This window comes from Brevibacillus sp. AG162 (assembly GCF_006715575.1).
GTDB lineage: Bacteria > Bacillota > Bacilli > Brevibacillales > Brevibacillaceae > Brevibacillus > Brevibacillus brevis.
On record NZ_VFNO01000003.1, the window covers coordinates 267,080 to 287,090 of the forward strand.

A 20,011-nucleotide genomic window follows, 5' to 3' on the forward strand; every position below is an offset into this window, starting at 1 on the left:
TCGGATGCGAACAGCCTTGTCCACCGTACCTGTAGCACACGAACGAGCGCACGTTAGGGAAGAACGCCTGTCCATCAACGGTTTGTTGGAGTACAATGGTAACGAGTAAGATCGTAGTTGTTCAAAAAGTGAGGGGTCTCTCGCATGCACAAGCTGCTCATCGTTGGTGCGGGACGTGGTGGAACAGCACTCCTGCGGATGCTAAACCAGATGGACCGATTACAAGTCGTTGCTGTCGTCGATCAACGGCCGGACGCGCCAGGCATACTGCTGGCCCAATCACTGGGGATTCCCGTCGATCATGATTATCGGCCTTATTTGGATGAGGATCTGGATGTCATTTTAGAAGCTACAGGGGACCTGGGAGAGTATGAGCATCTCAGGCAATTAAAGAAAGATAAGACAGTGCTTATCCCGGGAACGTTTACGAGAATCGTCATGAAATTGATTCGGGAACGCGATAAGCTGATTGCAGTCTTAATGCAAAATCAGCGGGAGCGGGAAACGATGCTGAACTCCACGCATGACGCGATTATCGGGGTCAATCGCCAAGGAATTATTACGTTGTTCAACAAAGCCGCAGAGCGATTGATGGGCATCGAGGCGAGTGAAGTGCTGGATACAAAAGTTTCGGAGCGTATACCGAACACGCGGTTACATATTGTATTAAAGACAGGCTCTCCCGAATTGAATCAGGAGCAAGTCTTGCCGAATCAGACGCGGATTATTACAAACCGTGTACCCGTTCGGAATGATCGAGGAGAAGTTGTCGGAGCTGTTGCCATTTTCCGTGATATTACAGAAATCATGGCGTTGGCAGAAGAAGTGACGAACTTGAAAGATTTGCAGAGCATGCTGCAAGCGATTATTCAATCGTCGGACGAAGCGATATCAGTCGTTGACCAATACGGGAATGGACTTTTGATCAACCCCGCCTACACGAGGCTTACGGGCTTTTCGCAAGACGACATTATCGGGAAACCAGCGACGGTAGACATTTCAGAAGGCGATAGCATGCATATGCAAGTCTTGAAAACGAAGAAGGCAGTGAGAGGCGTCCCTATGAAATTGGGACCAAAGCGCAAGGACGTCGTTGTCAATGTTGCACCTGTTGTGGTCGATGGGGAACTGAAAGGCAGCGTTGGCGTTATTCACGATGTCTCCGAATTCAAGCGCCTGTCAGAAGAGCTGGAGAAAGCTCGTCGTATCATCCGCAATTTGGAGGCTAAATATAGCTTTGCAGATATCATCGGATATAGCGAGCCTATGCAGCAAGCGATCGAGCAAGCCAAAAAAGCGGCGTCAACACCAGCAACTGTCCTTCTTCGTGGGGAATCGGGAACGGGGAAAGAACTGTTTGCCCACGCCATACATAATGCAAGTGAACGAAAATACAACCAATTCATCCGGGTCAATTGTGCAGCGATCTCAGAGAGCCTGCTGGAGAGTGAGCTTTTCGGTTATGAGGAAGGCGCGTTTACAGGTGCGCGTCGAGGAGGAAAGCGGGGGCTGTTTGAGGAAGCCAGCGGTGGAACAATCTTTTTGGACGAGATCGGCGAGCTGTCCATGAGCATGCAGGTCATGCTTTTGCGCGTCCTGCAGGAGCGAGAGGTTGTGCGAGTCGGTGGAACGAAGCCGATCAACATCGATGTTCGTGTCATTGCAGCTACCCATGTGAATCTGGAGGCTGCGATCGGAGCGGGACGTTTCCGTGAAGACCTGTACTATCGTCTCCACGTCGTACCGATTCATATCCCTCCACTCAGACAGCGCTTGGAAGATATTCAGCCGATTGCAATGCACTTGCTGCGAAAAGCCAATCTGGAGTACGGAAGGAATGTAGAAGAGCTGCATGAAGAAACATTGCAGATGCTTCTGTCCTATCACTGGCCAGGCAACGTACGCGAGCTAGAGAATGTACTGGGCCGAGCGATGATTCATATGCGGATCAACGAGCGAATCATTATGCCGGAGCATTTACCCCCACTGGAAAGAAGAATCGTTTCAACCAAAAAGGAAGAGGCCCAGCATGAGGGTTCCACTGGTACCACGTTAAAAGAAGCTGTGGAAAAGGCAGAACGTCAGCACATATTGCGGGAACTGGCAGCAGCGAAAGGCAATCGCACCCTTGCAGCCAAGCGCCTCGGAATCGCGATTCGCAGTTTGTACTACAAGATGGAAAAATTGGGCATCATGGATGTGCAGGAAGAGTAATGATGTGACTGTGCAATATATTGCACGCAATTCTTTGCGCGTATATGCAAAAAAATGCAGACTTGACGTGAGGATGCTCATTCCACGTTCTTGTAAATAAAGCGCTTTCATAAGTTTGATTTTATTGGCATGACTTTTGCATATACCTCTTGACGGGAAATTCTCCAAATGGAGCCCACTGTTACGCCTGCTTACCTAAGCGGAAAACGAAAGATACTAGGGAGGTTTCTTCAGTGAACATCTTTGACTACATGCAAAAGTACGATTACGAGCAATTGGTATTTTGCCAAGACGAAAATTCCGGTTTGAAAGCAATCATTTGCATTCATGATACGACATTAGGACCAGCACTCGGCGGTACGCGCATGTGGCCGTATAAAACAGAAGAAGAGGCGATTGTGGACGTACTGCGTCTCGGTCGTGGGATGACTTACAAAAACGCAGCAGCAGGACTGAACATCGGTGGTGGTAAAGCAGTCATCATCGGTGATCCGCGCGAGCATAAGAGCGAAGAGCTGTTCCGTGCTTTCGGCCGCTATATCCAAGGGCTGAATGGCCGCTACATCACAGCTGAGGATGTAGGAACAACAGTAGCAGACATGGATATGATCCACTTGGAAACAGATTTCGTCACAGGTGTTTCTCCGGCATTCGGTTCCAGTGGTAACCCATCCCCTGTCACAGCTTACGGTGTTTACCGTGGAATGAAAGCTGCCGCTAAATTGGCGTTTGGTTCCGACTCTCTCTCCGGACGAGTGATTGCTGTACAAGGTGTAGGAAACGTAGCTTACAATCTGTGCCGCCATCTGCATGAAGAAGGCGCGCATTTGATCGTAACGGACATCAATCAAGAAAACGTAGATCGCGCAGTGAACGATTTCGGTGCGAAAGCCGTAGGCGTTAACGAGATCTTTGGCGTAGAGTGCGATATCTTCTCTCCTTGCGCATTGGGTGCGATCATCAACGATGACACCATTCCACTCTTCAAAGCAAAAGTGATTGCAGGGGCAGCTAACAACCAGCTGAAAGAAGAAAGACACGGCGACCAAATTCACGAAATGGGTCTGATCTACGCACCAGACTACGTGATCAATGCTGGTGGTGTAATCAATGTGGCAGATGAACTGCAAGGCTATAACCGCGAGCGTGCACTGAAAAAAGTAGAAACGATCTATGACAGCATCCTGAAAATTTACGAAATCGCTGAACGTGATGGCATGGCTTCCTACAAAGCTGCTGACCGCATGGCGGAAGAGCGCATTGCAAGTGTGGCAAGATCACGTAATACTTTCCTGCAAAACGGCAAGACTGTTTACAAGCGCTAATCACGTTTCTTCTATAAAAGTCTTACTCCTGTCCGCTCTTCTATGGAGGGCGGCCAGGAATACATAAACGGTTTTCTTTGAATATTCATATTCTCGTAAATACGCAGGGTAGCTTTCCGAATGAAAGGAGAGATCGTGGTGTCTCAAGAGTTTGATTTAGTCGTCCTCGGGGGAGGTACCGGCGGTTATGTAGCGGCAATCCGCGCTTCCCAATTGGGAATGAAGGTAGCAATCGTGGAGAAAGAAAAGCTCGGTGGTACTTGCTTGCACCGTGGTTGCATCCCATCCAAAGCGCTATTGCGCAGTGCAGAAGTATTCTCCACCCTGAAGGAAGCTGACAAATACGGAGTCTCGGCCGGTACTGTAGGCTATGACTTCACGAAAATACAAGAACGAAAGCAAGGCATTATCGACCAACTTCACAAAGGGATTCAGTACTTGATGAAAAAAGGCAGCATTACTGTCTTTGAAGGCTTTGGAAGAGTCATGGGGCCTTCCATTTTTTCTCCGCAGGCAGGTGCTGTGCGCATTGAAAAGGAAAACGGGGACCAAGAAATGATCGTTCCACGATTCCTTTTGCTGGCAACAGGTTCTCGTCCGCGCACACTTCCTGGTTTGGTCATCGACGGATCTTATGTGGTCACAAGCGATGAAGCGTTGCAGTGGGAGCAATTGCCTGCTTCTGTTGTCATCGTTGGTGGCGGTGTCATCGGGATTGAGTGGGCTTCCATGCTCAATGATTTCGGTGTAGAAGTAACTGTTGTGGAGTACGCCGACCGTATTTTGCCGTTTGAGGATGAAGAAGTGAGCAAGGAATTGGCTCGTCTGTTGAAAAAGCGGAAAGTCAACATCGTGACGGGAGCAAAGGTGCTGCCTGAATCGTTGGAAAAAGGGGAAGGCAAAGTCTCTATTCAGGCGGAAGTCAAGGATGGATTCCAAACTTTTGAAGCCGAAAAGGTACTCGTATCAGTAGGACGCCAAGCGAATGTAGAAAACATCGGTTTGGAAGCAACAGAAATCAAAGTCGAGCGTGGCGTAGTTGTGGTTAATGAATTTTTCCAGACTGCAGAGTCTCATATTTATGCGATTGGTGACGTTATTGGCGGTCTGCAATTGGCTCATGTCGCTTCGCATGAAGGAATACTCGCCGTAGAGCACATGGCTGGTCAAAACCCGCACCCGATGGATTACACCAAGGTTCCGAAATGTACGTATAGCCGACCTGAAGTCGCAAATGTCGGACTCACTGAAAAAGAAGCAAAAGAACAAGGCTACGATGTGAAAATCGGCAAGTTCAGCTTTAAGCCACTGGGCAAAGCCCTGATCCACGGTGAGAATGACGGCTTTGTGAAGTTGGTCGTTGATGCCAAGACCAATGATTTGTTAGGGGTTCACATGATCGGTACACATGTGACAGATATGATTTCCGAAGCGGGCTTGGCCCGTGTACTGGATGCGACTCCGTGGGAGATCGGTCAGACGATTCACCCGCATCCATCCTTATCCGAAGCAATCATGGAGGCAGCGCAGGCTGTCGACGGAAAAGCGATTCACAATTAGCGAGGAGGGAATGTAACGATGACAACCAAGCGACATGAGCAAGTGGGATTGACCGATGCGCAAGTCCTTGACATGTATTATTACATGCTGTTGGCCAGAAAAATTGACGAGCGCCAATGGCTGTTGAATCGTGCGGGCAAAGTACCGTTCGTGATTTCCTGCCAGGGTCAGGAAGCAGCTCAGGTGGGAGCAGCTTTTGCGATGGAAAAAGACAGAGATTTCTTGTGCCCGTACTATCGCGATCTTGGTTTGGTTCTGGTTTTTGGCCAAACAGCCCGTGATTGCATGCTGTCCGCTTTTGCGAAGGCGGAAGATCCGAATAGCGGTGGAAGACAGATGCCAGGTCACTTCGGTGGCAAAAAGTACAATATTTTGACGGGCTCAAGCCCAGTGACTACGCAAGTGCCACACGCAGTCGGTATGGCTTTGGCAGGTAGAATGAAGCAAAAAGATTTTGTTGTGTATGCATCGTTCGGGGAAGGCTCCAGCAACCAGGGTGACTTCCACGAAGGTGCGAACTTTGCGGGTGTCCACAAGCTCCCCGTTATCTTTTTCTGCGAAAACAACAAATATGCGATCTCTGTACCACTGAAAAAGCAGCTGGCTTGTGAAAGTGTAGCAGACCGTGCGATCGGTTACGGCTTCCCGGGAGTCAGTGTGGACGGAAACGATCCGATTGAAGTATACCGCGTCATGAAAGAAGCGGTTGAACGTGCTCGCAGTGGTCAAGGGCCAACGCTGATCGAAGCTGTTATGTATCGCCTTGTTCCGCACTCCAGTGACGATGACGATCGTGTGTATCGTACGAGAGAAGAAGTCGAAGAAGCGAAGAAAAAGGACCCGTTGATTGTTTTCGCTGCCTATTTGAGAGAGATCGGACTCTTGGACGAACACAAGGAAGCGGATATGCTCGCCCGCGTGCAGCTGGAAGTGGATGAAGCCACTGAATATGCAGAAAACGCGCCATATCCAACACCAGAATCGACAATGACATTCGTATACGGGGAATAAGGGGGGATCTTTTATGGCAGTCATTTCTTTTATTGATGCAATTACAATGGCGATGCGTGAAGAAATGCGTCGCGATTCCAATGTGTTTATCCTCGGGGAAGACGTTGGCGTACGCGGTGGTGTTTTCCGTGCGACAAACGGATTGATTGAGGAGTTTGGCGAGGAGCGCGTGATCGATACCCCGCTGGCTGAATCCGCTATTGTCGGTGTAGGGATTGGTGCGGCAGCTTACGGTATGCGTCCAATCGCGGAGATCCAGTTTGCGGACTTCATCATGCCGGCTGTGAACCAAATTGTCAGTGAGGCGGCGAAAATGCGCTATCGTTCGAACAACGACTGGCATTGTCCGATCACGATTCGTGCCCCATTTGGCGGCGGGGTTCACGGTGCACTGTACCACTCGCAATCTGTGGAAGCGATGTTCACGAACACGCCTGGTTTAAAAGTAGTGGCACCTTCGACACCTTATGATGCAAAAGGTCTTTTGAAAGCAGCCATTCGCGATGAAGATCCGGTGCTCTTTTTCGAGCACAAGCGCTGCTATCGTTTGATCAAGGGCGAAGTGCCTGAGGACGACTATGTGCTGCCGATTGGCAAAGCGGACGTCAAGCGAGAGGGGACAGACATCACGGTCATCTCCTACGGCTTGACTCTGCACTTCTGCCTGCAAGCAGCGGAAAAGCTGGCACAAGAAGGCATCAGTGCGCATGTTCTCGATTTGCGTACTCTGTATCCGTTGGACAAAGAAGCGATCGTAGAAGCTGCTTCGAAGACAGGCAAAGTATTGATCGTACACGAGGACAACAAAGAAGGCGGCGTTGGCGGTGAGGTAGCTGCCATTGTAGCGGAGCATTGCCTGTTCGATTTGGATGCGCCGATTAAACGTCTTTGTGGTCCAGATGTACCGGCTATGCCATACAGCCCGCCGATGGAAAAATACTTTATGCTGAACCCGGAAAAAGTATTGGAAGCAATGCGCGAGCTGGCCAACTTTTAAGGCGAGGAGGACCAAGGATCATGGCAACGAAAGTACTAATGCCCCAGCTCGGAGAGAGCGTGACCGAGGGCACCATCAGCAAATGGTTGGTCAATGTAGGCGACACGGTCAAGAAATACGACTCGCTGGCTGAAGTGACGACGGATAAAGTAAACGCAGAGGTTCCTTCTACTGTTTCAGGACGCGTTACTGAGATCGTCGTGCCAGAAGGTGAGACAGTCGCAGTCGGCACATTGATCCTATATATAGAAGAAAGTGGTGCGGAAGGTGGAGCTGCAGCGCCTGCTAGCACGCCGGAAACTACGGCTCCACAAGCGCCTGCGCCTGCAACCGAGCAGCCAAAGGCAGCTGCGCCGGCTGTATCCATTCAGCAAGCACCAGTCGTCGATGGACCAAAACAACGTTATTCACCTGCTGTTGTCATGCTTTCACAGCAGCATGGCATTGACTTGTCCCGCGTTGTAGGAACTGGAGCAGGCGGTCGTATTACCCGCAAAGATGTCCAAGCGATTATCGACGCGGGCGGCCAAAAGCCAGCTGAGACCGTGAAAGAAACGGTCGCGCAGGCTCCCGTGGCAGCAGTCGAACAATCTACTGTGGTTTCAACACCTGCACCTGCAGCATCAGTTTCGGCTCCTGCTGTTTCCGTAGATATTCCGGTTGCAAGTGGTGATCAAGTTGTACCTGTAACGTCTATTCGTCGTACGATTGCAAACCGGATGGTACAGAGCAAGCATGAAGCTCCACATGCTTGGACGATGGTCGAAGTAGACGTGACCAATCTGGTTAACTTCCGCAATCAGGCAAAAGGCGAATTTGCGAAAAAAGAAGGGCTCAACCTCACGTTCCTGCCGTTCTTTATCAAAGCGGTTGTAGAAGCGCTGAAAGAGTACCCGATGATCAATTCCACATGGGCACATGACAAAATCATTGTGAAAAAGGACATCAACATCTCCATCGCAGTAGCGACGGAAGATGCTCTCTATGTTCCTGTCATTAAGCATGCTGACCAAAAATCAATTCTTGGCATTGCGAAGGCAGTTGATGATCTGGCAGCACGCACTCGTGCAGGAAAATTGACGATGGATGACATGACAGGCGGGACCTTTACGGTTAACAACACAGGCTCCTTTGGCTCTGTTTTGTCCCAGCCGATTATCAATGCTCCGCAAGCTGCGATTCTTAGTGTCGAGTCCATTGTAAAACGTCCTGTTGTCATTAACGACATGATCGCAGTGCGGTCGATGGTCAATTTGTGCATGTCCTTGGATCACCGCGTGCTGGATGGTCTGATTTGTGGGCGATTCCTGCAAAGTGTGAAGCAAAAACTTGAGAATGTAGGACCGGATACCAAGCTGTACTAAGGTGTCAAGAAACCAGGTCAAGTAAAGACCTGGTTTTTTTGATCAAAGAATCGTAAAAAAATTTTCCAAATCGATCATTACGTATGTAACTTTTTTAGAGACATCCTCGTCTTAGCAAGTGGAGCCAGTGTGTCTCTTAAACTAGAAGAGATTCCCACCAGATAGCATTTGTGGTAGACTGGTAGCGTCCCGCTAGAGAATTTCCAGATTAAGGGTAAACATGGGAGGAAAAACATGGAGAAAAGTAAAAAAGCACTACCAATAGTGCTGGCATCAGCGCTGGCCGCTACACCATTTGTGTCAGTACCGCAGCAAGCACATGCTATTGAAAAATTGTCTGTAACGGCTGACAACGATGGTGCAGGTAAAGAAAGTGACTACACCATTGAATTCAAGCTAGAAGAAGACCTGGATAGTGGAGAAACCATTACTATTGAATTCGATTCTGATTTTGATATCGAAGATGACATTGATTCGGACGATATTGATGCTAGCTTCGATGTGAAGAAAGTAAGTGTTGATGGAGAAGAAATTACAATCAAGACAGATGAAGATTTAGAAAAAGGCGATAAAATTAAGATTAAAATTACGAGCGGTATCACGAATCCCGATGACAAAGGTTCATACAGCGTCAGTGTAGAAGCGGGCGACGAGGATTCGGAATCGGATGATGTAGATATCAAAAAAAGCAGCTCGAGCAGCAGTAGCAAGTCTAGCAATGATTATGCCGTATCGTTGAGCAGCAAAGCAGCAGGAGAAAAAGTCAGCCTCAAGCTTGGCAAAATTTCTCTCAAAGGTAGTGATGAGCTGGAGACAAGCTCCACGATTACTGTCACTTTCCCAGAGAAAAATATGCTGCCATCAAGCATTGATGAAGAGGATGTAAAAGTAAACGGATATACAGCGAAATCTGTCAGTGTTAGTGGCAGTACGGTTGATGTCAAAATTCCGAGTGGTGCAGACGCAGATGATTACATCACCTTGGAATTTGACAAGGATGCTGGAATCGAGAACCCTGATTCCGGAGGCAAGCATGTTTTCAAAGTGAAATATGATGGAACTACATACGAATCAGAAGATGTTGAAATTACGAAGAACGGTTCAAGCTCTAGCAGCGCTTCCGACAGCTTTACAGTGAACCTGTCCGATCCGGGCGCAGGAGCTCGCACCAGCTACACCTTTGATGCTGACTTCGGCAGCAAAGAATTGAAAGCAGATGGGGAATTGATTCTCGAATTCCCATCATCTGACATGGTGCCGGGCATTTTGACTGCATCAGACTTTTTACTCAATGGGAAACCAGCGAAAAAAGCAACTGCAGTTGGAAATAGAATCGCGTTAGTAGCGCCAACCGGCTTCAATGCCAATAGCAGAGTGAAGGTTGAAGTTACTTACGGAGCGTGGATTTCCAATCCGAGAACGGCTGGCAGCTATACGTTGAAGGCTACTGTTTCCGGAAGAACCTTGGAATCAAAATCCTTCAGCATCGGTGGCTCTTCTGTGAACCCGACGCCGACCAACCCAACCAACCCGACCAATCCAGTACCTGTACCAAACACAGGTACCAACAACAGCACGGCAACAATCGCATTGACACAAAATGCACTTGGCAAGCAGACGGGTGTGAACGTGGCAATCAAAGGATTGGGTGTTGGTCTGCAAAAGCAGCGCGATTTCATCGAGATCGTATTCCCGGTAGGCTACAAGGTACCGGCTTACATCGCGCCAGCTAACATCTCTGTGAATGGTGTAGGTGCGAATTTTGTTGCCGTTCGTGGGCAAAACGTTCTGATTTATCCGTCTCAGGATATTCCTGCGGCAACAAATGCTAATGTCGTGATCAATCCAGCGGCGAACATCGTAAACCCTGCTGTGAAAAACACATATAGCATCAGCGTGTTTACTTCCGAAGAAAGAGGATTGCTGTTTGCGCGTGCTGTTGGTGTAGGGATGCCTTCCCCGGCTCAACCAAAGCCTGCAACGCCAACACCACAACAGCCGCAACAACCATCAACAGCTATTCCTGCAAACTCGGCTTCCTTTAAAGTAAATACAGCAAACTTCACCCTGCATGGCAAATCGTATCCTCTCTCTGTAGCTCCTTACATTGCAGATGGTAATACGACCATGGTTCCAGCCCAATTCTTTAAAGAAGCACTGGCACTGACTACGCAATGGAACAATACAAGTGTTGCTGTTATCAGTGGAACCAAAGTCGTGAAGTTTACAGTTGGGTCGAAAACAGCAAAAGTAGGTAAAACAGAAATTCAACTGCCAACACCTGTTGTTCTCAAAAACGGCATGCCAATGATTCCAATCCGTACCGTTACGGATAATCTTGGTTACAAAGTTGGCTGGGATGCGAAAACTTCCAGCGTATACGTATACAAATAAAAACGAGTGCTGATAAACAATTAAAAACCCCTTTCCGCTTTTCGGTCGGAAAGGGGTTTTTAATTGTTTATCAGCACTCGTTTATTGAAAGTAAAAAAACGTGGGAACGATGAGTGAGAGTATTAGAATGCCGATCAGGATTTTTGCAAAGAGTGACTGGTGTCTCATTCTAATCAAACCTCCTTTCAAGGTAGAGGAAATTATCAGGTGATTCTGTAAGTGGCTGTGCTAGAATGAAGAAAAGGATATCATTGGCTTTCTTTTTTTCGCCCATGCTGAAATTGTACCGAAATGTAGCCAATGAGACAACCACTTACAAAAGGATGATGATTCGTGAGCGCACCGAAAAAAATTGCCCATATCGGCATTGCGGTAAAAAGCTTGGAAAAGACGCTTCCCTTTTATACCGAGCAATTGGGATTGGAGTTGGTTGGAACCGAAATCGTGGAGAGCGAACAAGTACAAGTGGCATTTTTAAAGATCGGGGAAAGTCATATTGAATTACTAGAACCGCTGAGTGATGAGAGTCCGATAGCAAAATTTATGGAAAAACGCGGAGAAGGCATTCACCACATTGCTTTTGATGTAGATGACGTTGCGGGTCGTCTAGTCACATTAAAAGAGCAAGGTGTACCGCTCATTCACGAGGTCCCCAAAGCGGGTGCGCACGATGCGTTGATTGGATTTTTGCATCCAAAGGCAGCGAATGGCGTTTTGTATGAGCTGTGCCAATACCCGAAAGAATCATAGGCGTTTACGTAGTAGAAAAAATTTTTTTGCGGTATACTGGAACTTGTGAATATGTACCAAAATCGGGCAGTACGATCAGGAGGTAACGAGTGTGAGTACGATCAACCAAGAGCGTTTGTTAAATGAATTTTTGGAGCTCGTCCAAATTGACAGTGAAACGAAGAACGAAGCAGCGATCAACAAAGTTCTCAAAGAAAAACTGATTGCGATGGGCTTTACCGTAGAAGAGGATGACGCAGCAGCGAAAACCGGACATGGTGCCAACAATCTGATCGCAACCTTGGAGGGAACTGGAAAAGGTCCAGCAATCCTGTTTAGCAGCCATATGGATACGGTTGTACCAGGAAACGGAATCAAGCCACAAATTCGCGATGGCTACATTTATTCCGATGGAACGACGATCCTCGGTGCGGATGATAAAGCAGGAATCGCGGCGATCTTTGAAGGCATCCGTAGCATGAAAGAGCAAAACTTGCCACATCCAACGATCCAAGTCGTATTGACTGTTGGAGAAGAGTCAGGACTTGTAGGCTCCCGCGCAATGGATTCCAGCCTGCTGAAAGCAGAAATGGGCTTCATCCTCGATTCGGAAGGCCCGGTTGGAAAAATTACAGTAGCTGGTGCTGGACAATACCGCATCGTAACCAAAATTCATGGCAAAGCAGCGCATGCAGGTGTGAATCCAGAGGATGGCATCAGTGCTATAACGGTTGCTAGTAAAGCAATTTCCCGCATGCCACTGGGCCGTATCGATGCGGACACAACTGCAAACATCGGTCGTTTTGAAGGCGGTAAAGCGTACAATATCGTAACCGATTATGTGGAAATTTGGTCCGAGGCTCGCAGCTTGGTTATGGACAAGCTGGAAGCTCAAGTAAAGAAAATGACAACAGCATTTGAAGAAGTGGCAGCCGAGATGGGTGCGACTTGCGAAAATGACGTTATTTTTATGTACCACGGCTACAAATTCAACGAAGAAACGCCTGTTGTACAAAAAGCGATTGCGGCGGTTAAACGTGTAGACCGTAATCCTGAGCTGGTTGCAAGCGGCGGCGGAAGCGATGGTAACGTATTTAACGGCTACAACGTGCCAAGCGTAAACTTTGCCATCGGCTATGAAGAAATCCATACAAAAAACGAGCGCATGCCAATCGCTGAACTGAACAAAGCGGCTGAGCTGGTGCTTGCTGTTATTGCAGAAGTACAAGAGTAACCAAAAGAAGGTCGGAATTTCCTTGCGAGGGGTTCCGGCCTTTTTGTTCGTTTGCTTACTCGTTTGCATGATTGAGACAACCACTGTTCATCATAGACTGAATAGAAAGCTCGGGGACGAGGCAGGCATGAAAGGGGGAGGCTGAGTGCTTCGTTTGGCGGTGGGGACGGTTCAAAAAGTGGTGGAAAAGCAATCAGGCATGCAGATACTCGAAGTCCGGACAGAATCGGTTGCAGGATACAAAATGGAGAGAGTGCTGTCTTTTTTGCAGGAGGATTATCAAAGTGGCGATGTAATTCTGATTAATACAACCGCTGTTCGCCTTGAATTGGGGACAGGCGGTTATCACTTTGTCGTCGGAAAAGTTACCCAACCAGAGGAAACAGATGTCCTTCCGAATGAGTGGGGGCATGTCATGAAAATGCGCTATTCACCTTGGCAACTCGCGGTTGATTCGGTAGAAGAACAGGCCAGTCCGTACCACCCTTTGTTTGTGCAAGAAGACTTGTCCTTGGAAGGTACCCCTGTTTTGATCGGAGAGCTGCACAGTCTGCTACCTGTTGCTGTCCTTGCTTTACATAAAAAAAATCCAGATGCCCGTATCGTATATGTCATGCCAGATGGCGCATCCTTGCCGATTGCCTTGAGCCAGCACGTCCATCAATTAAAAGCAATCGGGAGCTTGGCTGCGACAGTGACGACAGGTCATGCGTGGGGCGGAGATCGCGAGTCGTTGACGATTCATAGTGGCTTGTTGGCTGCACGCCATGTAGAGCATGCCGATATTATTGTTTGTATGCTGGGACCTGGGGTAGCAGGTACGGGGACACCTTATGGCTTCTCCGGAATTCAGCTGGCTGAGGTCGTTCATGCCGTATCCACTCTCGGAGGAACACCTTTTTTTATTCCCAGAATCAGCTTTGGGGACCCACGTACGAGGCATTATGGTGTCAGTCACCACACAGTATCGCTATTGAACAGATTTGTTTTCTGTCCCACCCTTGTTGCAATCCCGATTTTCAGGGATGAAAGAGATGAAGTTCTTTCACGGCAATTGAAGGCGATAGAAATCGCGGGGAAGCATATTTTCATAAAGGGAAGAGTCCCAGACCTGTCAGAACTGGCATCACTGGAAAAGGGGTATAGCTTGTCCTTTTCTACAATGGGGCGAAATTGGCAAGAAGATCCCGCTCCTTTTCAGACGGCATGGTTGGCTGCCGAATTTGTAGGCAACACTCTGGACTACATCGCCCAAACGGTTAACGACGCCCTGCATTCGCCCGTTTCAGCAAGTACGCTTGAAGCGTTAGGTCTTTATTTGACCAGAAACGAAGTGCAGCCTTGATCTCCCAAGCTTTCCCAACCATACGCAATTGCTTTTCGCTAACATATGTTTTCATTCATGATCTCCTCCGATACAATAAGGTGGACAAGCTCTATGCTCCCAACTTATGGAGGGAATCGACGATTTAGAACGACTTTATGGAAAAAGGATGATGACGACAGTGAGTAAATATGATCACTTATATGAAAAAACCATTTCCAGTCAACCAATTTATGACGGAAGAATCATTAAGGTCAAGGTGGATGAGGTGCTTCTGCCCAATGGCAACACAGCCAAGCGAGAAATCGTGAATCATCAAGGCGCGGTTGCCGTATTGCCAATCACAGATGATAACAAAATGGTTGTGGTGCGACAGTTCCGCAAGCCATTGGAGCGTACGATCGTGGAAATCCCGGCAGGAAAGCTGGAGCCAGGTGAAGAGCCGCTCGCATGTGCAATGCGCGAGCTGGAGGAAGAGACTGGCTACGTTGCGAGTCAGTATACACCGCTCAGCTCTTTTTACACATCGCCAGGCTTCGCGGATGAAATTTTACATGTTTTTGTGGCTACTGGTTTGAAAAAAGGAGAAAGCAAGCCGGACGAGGATGAGTTCGTTGATGTGCTGGAAGTGACACTGGAAGAAGCGCATGCCCTGCATCAAAGTGGAGAAATTCGAGATGCCAAGACAGTCGTGGCATTGTTTGCGTGGGAAAACAAAATGCTGCGCGAACGTGGCTAGAACCATGCCTTCTTCCTATTTTTGCGACATGCATATTCACATCGGTGGTACGTGGACGGGTAAACCTGTGAAAATAACGGCTTCTCGCCAAATGACACTCACCAAAATTTTGGAGGAAGCCTCAGAGAAAAAAGGGATGGATGTCATCGGGATCATCGATGCACATTCGCCCGAGGTTCAGGATGAGCTGGTAGATCTCTTGGAAAAGGGAGTAGCCGCTGAACAGGTGGATGGAGGTATTTCCTACAAAGATACTTTGCTAATCTTGGGTTGCGAAGTAGAAATCAAAGAGCCAGGACGTGGTGCAGCTCATTTTCTCGTTTATCTGCCCAAGCTGCAAGAGATGAAGCAATTTACCGCGTGGTTGTCTGAACGCTGCAAAAATGTGCATTTAAGTTCTCAGCGTATCTACGTATCGCTTATGGAATTACAAGCCTGTGTCCATCAATTGCAGGGCCTTTTGATCCCGGCACATATTTTCACGCCGCATAAAGGGTTGTATGGAAGCTGTACGGATTCGATGGCTGAAGTACTTAATCCTACGCTTATCTATGCGGTTGAGCTGGGGTTGAGTGCGAATACCATTATGGCGGACCGCATATCCGAGCTACATGACAAAACCTTTCTCACAAACTCAGATGCCCATTCTCTGGCGAAGATAGGCAGGGAATATCAAGCCATGTATATGCAAGAGCGTTCCTTCGCAGAGTGGGTGAAAGCAATTAAGCGCATCGGTGGAAGAGGGGTTCATATGAACTACGGTCTGCATCCCGAGCTTGGCAAATATCATCAGACAGCGTGCCAAGGGTGCCAGTCATTGCTCGCGGCGGATGCTTCAGGAAAATGTCCGGAATGCGGCTTCCAGCGAATTGTGCGAGGGGTTGCGGCGCGCATTGATCAGTTGGCCGATGTAGAGGCCGGCCAGCATCCGGCATTCCGTCCTCCTTATATCGAGCAAATCCCGTTGGAATTCATTCCGGGAATTGGTCCGAAATTGTTGGACAAGCTGTATCGGTCGTTTGGTACACAGATGAACGTATTGCATCGGGTGAACGAAGAAGAGCTCACCCATGTTGTCGGAGAGAAAATCGCTTCGCTTATCGTACAAGCACGAGAGGGGAAGCTCTCTGTCCAAAAGGGCGGCGCCGGTACATACGGAAAGATCGTCCCGATGTAGGTTGTCATAGGGAAGAACTCGTCCGCATAAGCTGTACAGTAATCAGCGAAGCGGGAGGCGACGAAACGTGCGTTCACGAGTCGGACAAACTATCCAATCCTATGCGAGAGAACATCAGTCACTCTACTGGTTCACGATCGTCCTGTTTACGATGGGCATTATTTTCGGAGCCGTCCTCGTCAATTCACTGCCATTATCACAGAAGCAGGAGCTGTACGGTTTTCTGCAATATTTTTTCAACAGTCTTGGTAGCGATGGAATCCCTGAGACCAGTGCCCATTTTCAGCAAGCGTTTGGTCATTATGCCAAGACCATTGCGATCATGTGGGTACTCGGGTTATCCATCATTGGCCTGCCCATGATATTGTTGATGCTCTTCTTAAAAGGAGTCGTGGTTGGTTTCACCGTCGGTTTTTTGGTGAGTCAACTCCAATGGCAAGGCGTAACATTCGCCATGGTGGGTGTTCTCCCGCAAAATTTATTAGTCGTCCCGGCCCTTTTTATTGTAGGTGTCAGCGGAATATCCTTTTCCCTTCGACTCATCCGGACGAGAGTGCTGAGCAAAAGAGATGTCATCATGCCGCATTTTATGGGCTATACCGTCCTTGTTCTTAGCATGCTCGTGGTATTGACGATTGCAGCCTTGTTTGAAACCTTCATTTCCCCTAGGCTGATGCAGCTCGTGCTTAATTAAGAATAATTCTCAGGTAATAACTTATGCATTTGACTTATTCGATGCCCCTCTACTATAATAGGAACAGGTTTCATGCGAGCGGGGAGGGGCATTAATGTTGGAAGAAAAATTAGAGAAAATTAAGCAGCAGTTGCATTCACAGAACTACAAGCTGACACCACAGCGTGAAGCCACTGTTCGCGTGTTGTTGGAGAATGAAGAAGATCACTTGAGCGCCGAAGATGTTTACTTGTTGGTGAAGGATAAAGCACCGGAAATCGGGCTTGCTACCGTATACAGGACATTAGAGCTGTTGAGCGAACTGAAGATCCTTCATAAAATGAATTTTGGCGATGGCGTAGCTCGTTACGATCTTCGTGATGATAATGCTGCCTATCACCATCATCACCTCATTTGCCTCAATTGTGGTACGGTGGATGAAATTTTTGAAGATCTTCTTGTCACAGCAGAAGAGAAAGTCAAGAATGTTTACAACTTTTATATTACCGACCACCGATTGACCTTCTACGGGATCTGCAATCGTTGTGTAGATAAAGTGAACGTGGAGGACTTCAAATAAAGTCGACTTCTCTGGTAACGGAGAAGTTTTTCTTTTTTCCTTGGGAGCTTTTGTAATGGCAGACCGAATCCTGTGGAATCCTAAGAGAGGATCAATTCGAATGGAGCAAGGGACAAGTGCATATAAATGAAAGAAAGTCTGTAAGGAGGCTTACGGATGAAGGTCTCTTATCGCCGCGTGATGGAGGGGCTTCGTTTCTTGCTTCTTTTCATTACCTGCACCTTGCTCTCCTACGGCATTATAACCTTGCTGGCGGACAAATTTCTCCCGGCAAACCCTTATCATGAACCGCATGGGAATGCAGTGAAGGTAGTAAAAGTCATCAATACCTCTCAGGCACAGGATTTTGACGGTTATGTCGCCCGACTGCAGCTCTTTTATTTAACGGGAGAGTAATGCAAGTTTGAGTTTTTTATCTGGAGAAGCAGGAGTTTCTTTTTCTTTGTGGAAAGCAATACAAGATACTTATCAGCTGAAGGGGACAGCTTCATGGACAGTCTGATTGATCAGTTTATTCATTTCCTGACTGTGGAGAAAGGGTTATCGAGAAATACCCTGGAATCCTATCAACGGGATATGGTGGCCTTTACCTCGTATTTACAGGAGCAAGGTGTCACTCGAATAGAGGATTCTACTCGTACACACATCATTGGTTACTTGCTAGTTTTACGGGAAAAAGGACGTGCTACAGCAACGCTTTCTCGCAATATGGCATCGATACGAGCGTTTTATCAGTTTCTCATTCGGGATAAATACATAGACAAAGATCCATCCATTCACCTAGAAACACCGAAGATCGAGAAACGCTTGCCGAAAGTGCTCTCTGTTGAGGAAGTGGAACGTCTTTTGGAAAGTCCTCCTGTCAATCATCCTGCCGGGCTGCGGGACAAGGCGATGCTGGAGCTTTTATATGCGACAGGCATACGTGTCTCGGAGTTAGTCAATCTGGATAGTGCTGATGTGAATCTGGATATGGGCTTTGTCAAATGCTTGGGAAAAGGATCAAAAGAGCGAATCATTCCGTTAGGCTCGGTTGCCATTCAAATGGTTCGCCACTATTTGCAGGCAGGGCGCCCCAAGCTGGTAAAAGGAACTGGCGATACAGCATTATTTCTGAATCACTTGGGCAAACAAATTACACGGCAAGGTTTTTGGAAAATTATTAAACGATATGCCCAAAAATCAAACATCCGTGCTGAGATTACACCCCATACGCTTCGCCACTCTTTTGCCACTCACTTACTGGAAAATGGAGCCGATTTGCGCTCTGTTCAAGAGATGCTTGGGCATGCTGATATTTCAACCACCCAGATTTACACACATGTGACCAGAACGCGGATTAAGGACATTTATGCCAAGACGCATCCGCGAGCATGAGTATGAAAAAACGATCGACTCCGCCTGATTGTCGGGCGGAGAAAAATTTTCTGAATCAGGTCAGACGTCTGACGACTTGATGATAGAAATGAATGACTGGTAAACAGGAGGCGTTAACATGCAGTATTCACGAGTTTTTTTGATCGTCATGGACAGCGTAGGGATTGGCGAACAACCTGATGCGCCTAAGTTCAATGATGCAGGAGCGAACACTTTAGGCCATATTGCGGAACGAGTTGCAGGATTTTCATTGCCCAACTTGCAAAAATTGGGACTGGGTAATATAGCACCACTCCAAAACGTTGCGCCAGTAGCAACTCCTATGGCCCATTATGGAAAAATGCAGGAAATCTCCATGGGGAAAGATACGACGACTGGCCATTGGGAAATCATGGGTCTGCATGTGTCTACTCCGTTTAACACGTATCCAGATGGATTTCCACAAGAGCTGATCTCGGAATTTGAGCAACGTATTGGTCGCAAGGTGCTCGGGAACAAGGTTGCTTCGGGGACAGACATTCTCGAGGAGCTTGGCGAAGAGCATATGAATACGGGTGCAGTGATTGTCTACACATCTGCGGACAGTGTATTCCAGGTGGCAGCCCACGAAGAGATAGTTCCGCTTGAAGAGCTGTACCATATTTGCGAGGTTGCTCGTGAGTTGACGCTTCGTGATGAATTCGCTGTTACTCGTGTTATTGCTCGTCCATTTGTTGGACAGCCGGGCAATTTTAGCCGTACAGCAAATCGTCACGATTATTCCGTGAAGCCATTTGCTCCGACAGTCATGAATCGTTTGCAAGATGCTGGCCTTGCTTCTATTGCAATTGGCAAAATCGGCGACATCTACGCAGATGAGGGCGTTACTCAATCTATTCGTACCAAAGATAACATGGACGGTGTAGATCAAATTCTGGGCACGATGAAACAATCGTTTACGGGTCTTTCTTTTGTTAACCTTGTGGACTTCGATGCGAAGTTCGGTCATCGCCGTGATCCAGAAGGGTATGGTCAGGCTTTGATGGAGTTCGATGCTCGTATTCCAGAGCTTTTGGAAGCGCTACAAGAAAATGATTTGCTGGTAATCACAGCAGACCATGGGAACGATCCTGTACATCATGGCAGCGACCATACGAGAGAATATGTTCCGTTGCTTGTCTATCACAAGGGTATTCAAGCTGGACAACATTTGGGTATCCGTGAGACATTTGCGGACTTGGGTGCGACCATCGCAGACAATTTTGGGGTAACTGCTCCAGCGATTGGCAAGAGCTTCCTCAATCATTTATAAAGGTTAAGTAAAAATAAATATT

General features: G+C 47.8%; 17 protein-coding genes. All 17 read left to right on the forward strand.

Annotated features, from left to right (window positions below; genetic code table 11):
- Window positions 1-144 precede the first annotated feature (144 nt).
- Complete coding sequence (locus FB479_RS11205) at window positions 145-2,214, forward strand: sigma 54-interacting transcriptional regulator (RefSeq protein WP_142065096.1); 2,070 nt, start codon at window positions 145-147, stop codon at window positions 2,212-2,214.
- A gap of 233 nt (window positions 2,215-2,447) precedes the next feature.
- Window positions 2,448-3,539 carry a Glu/Leu/Phe/Val dehydrogenase dimerization domain-containing protein gene (locus tag FB479_RS11210; RefSeq protein WP_047068882.1) on the forward strand — a complete coding sequence of 364 codons (1,092 nt, stop codon included), beginning with the start codon at window positions 2,448-2,450 and terminating at the stop codon, window positions 3,537-3,539.
- 138 nt (window positions 3,540-3,677) lie between these two features.
- Window positions 3,678-5,099 carry a dihydrolipoyl dehydrogenase gene (lpdA, locus tag FB479_RS11215; RefSeq protein ID WP_142065099.1) on the forward strand — a complete coding sequence of 474 codons (1,422 nt, stop codon included), beginning with the start codon at window positions 3,678-3,680 and terminating at the stop codon, window positions 5,097-5,099.
- A gap of 18 nt (window positions 5,100-5,117) precedes the next feature.
- Entirely contained in the window at window positions 5,118-6,110 is a 993-nt protein-coding gene (locus tag FB479_RS11220) for a thiamine pyrophosphate-dependent dehydrogenase E1 component subunit alpha (protein ID WP_106652950.1), read from the forward strand.
- Between the two features lie 13 nt (window positions 6,111-6,123).
- Window positions 6,124-7,107: an alpha-ketoacid dehydrogenase subunit beta gene (locus FB479_RS11225; RefSeq protein WP_106837606.1), complete on the forward strand. Its 984-nt coding sequence runs from the start codon at window positions 6,124-6,126 to the stop codon at window positions 7,105-7,107.
- A 20-nt stretch (window positions 7,108-7,127) separates the two neighbouring features.
- A complete protein-coding gene (locus FB479_RS11230; protein ID WP_142065102.1) occupies window positions 7,128-8,471 on the forward strand; it encodes a dihydrolipoamide acetyltransferase family protein in 1,344 nt (447 codons plus the stop codon).
- 234 nt (window positions 8,472-8,705) lie between these two features.
- A complete protein-coding gene (locus FB479_RS11235) occupies window positions 8,706-10,865 on the forward strand; it encodes a copper amine oxidase N-terminal domain-containing protein (RefSeq protein ID WP_106652953.1) in 2,160 nt (719 codons plus the stop codon).
- Window positions 10,866-11,198: 333 nt separating this feature from the next.
- Window positions 11,199-11,615 carry a methylmalonyl-CoA epimerase gene (mce, locus tag FB479_RS11240; RefSeq protein WP_142065105.1) on the forward strand — a complete coding sequence of 139 codons (417 nt, stop codon included), beginning with the start codon at window positions 11,199-11,201 and terminating at the stop codon, window positions 11,613-11,615.
- A gap of 91 nt (window positions 11,616-11,706) precedes the next feature.
- A complete protein-coding gene (locus FB479_RS11245) occupies window positions 11,707-12,828 on the forward strand; it encodes a M20/M25/M40 family metallo-hydrolase (RefSeq protein WP_142065109.1) in 1,122 nt (373 codons plus the stop codon).
- Window positions 12,829-12,973: 145 nt separating this feature from the next.
- On the forward strand, window positions 12,974-14,173 hold the full coding sequence (locus FB479_RS11250; protein ID WP_142065112.1) for a DUF3866 family protein: 1,200 nt from the start codon (window positions 12,974-12,976) through the stop codon (window positions 14,171-14,173).
- Between the two features lie 160 nt (window positions 14,174-14,333).
- Window positions 14,334-14,891, forward strand: a complete 558-nt coding sequence (locus FB479_RS11260; RefSeq protein WP_047069480.1) for an NUDIX domain-containing protein — start codon at window positions 14,334-14,336, stop codon at window positions 14,889-14,891.
- Between the two features lie 4 nt (window positions 14,892-14,895).
- Entirely contained in the window at window positions 14,896-16,068 is a 1,173-nt protein-coding gene (locus FB479_RS11265) for an endonuclease Q family protein (protein ID WP_142065118.1), read from the forward strand.
- A 67-nt stretch (window positions 16,069-16,135) separates the two neighbouring features.
- Window positions 16,136-16,762, forward strand: coding sequence for a stage II sporulation protein M (spoIIM, locus tag FB479_RS11270; protein WP_142065121.1), 627 nt, complete (start codon window positions 16,136-16,138; stop codon window positions 16,760-16,762).
- Between the two features lie 94 nt (window positions 16,763-16,856).
- Window positions 16,857-17,321 (forward strand): ferric iron uptake transcriptional regulator, encoded by a 465-nt coding sequence (gene fur, locus FB479_RS11275; protein ID WP_007720739.1) that lies wholly within the window; start codon window positions 16,857-16,859, stop codon window positions 17,319-17,321.
- Between the two features lie 156 nt (window positions 17,322-17,477).
- On the forward strand, window positions 17,478-17,717 hold the full coding sequence (locus tag FB479_RS11280; RefSeq protein ID WP_106652960.1) for a YqzK family protein: 240 nt from the start codon (window positions 17,478-17,480) through the stop codon (window positions 17,715-17,717).
- A gap of 93 nt (window positions 17,718-17,810) precedes the next feature.
- Window positions 17,811-18,698 (forward strand): site-specific tyrosine recombinase XerD, encoded by an 888-nt coding sequence (gene xerD, locus FB479_RS11285; RefSeq protein WP_106652961.1) that lies wholly within the window; start codon window positions 17,811-17,813, stop codon window positions 18,696-18,698.
- A gap of 118 nt (window positions 18,699-18,816) precedes the next feature.
- On the forward strand, window positions 18,817-19,989 hold the full coding sequence (gene deoB, locus FB479_RS11290; protein ID WP_142065124.1) for a phosphopentomutase: 1,173 nt from the start codon (window positions 18,817-18,819) through the stop codon (window positions 19,987-19,989).
- Window positions 19,990-20,011 lie beyond the last annotated feature (22 nt).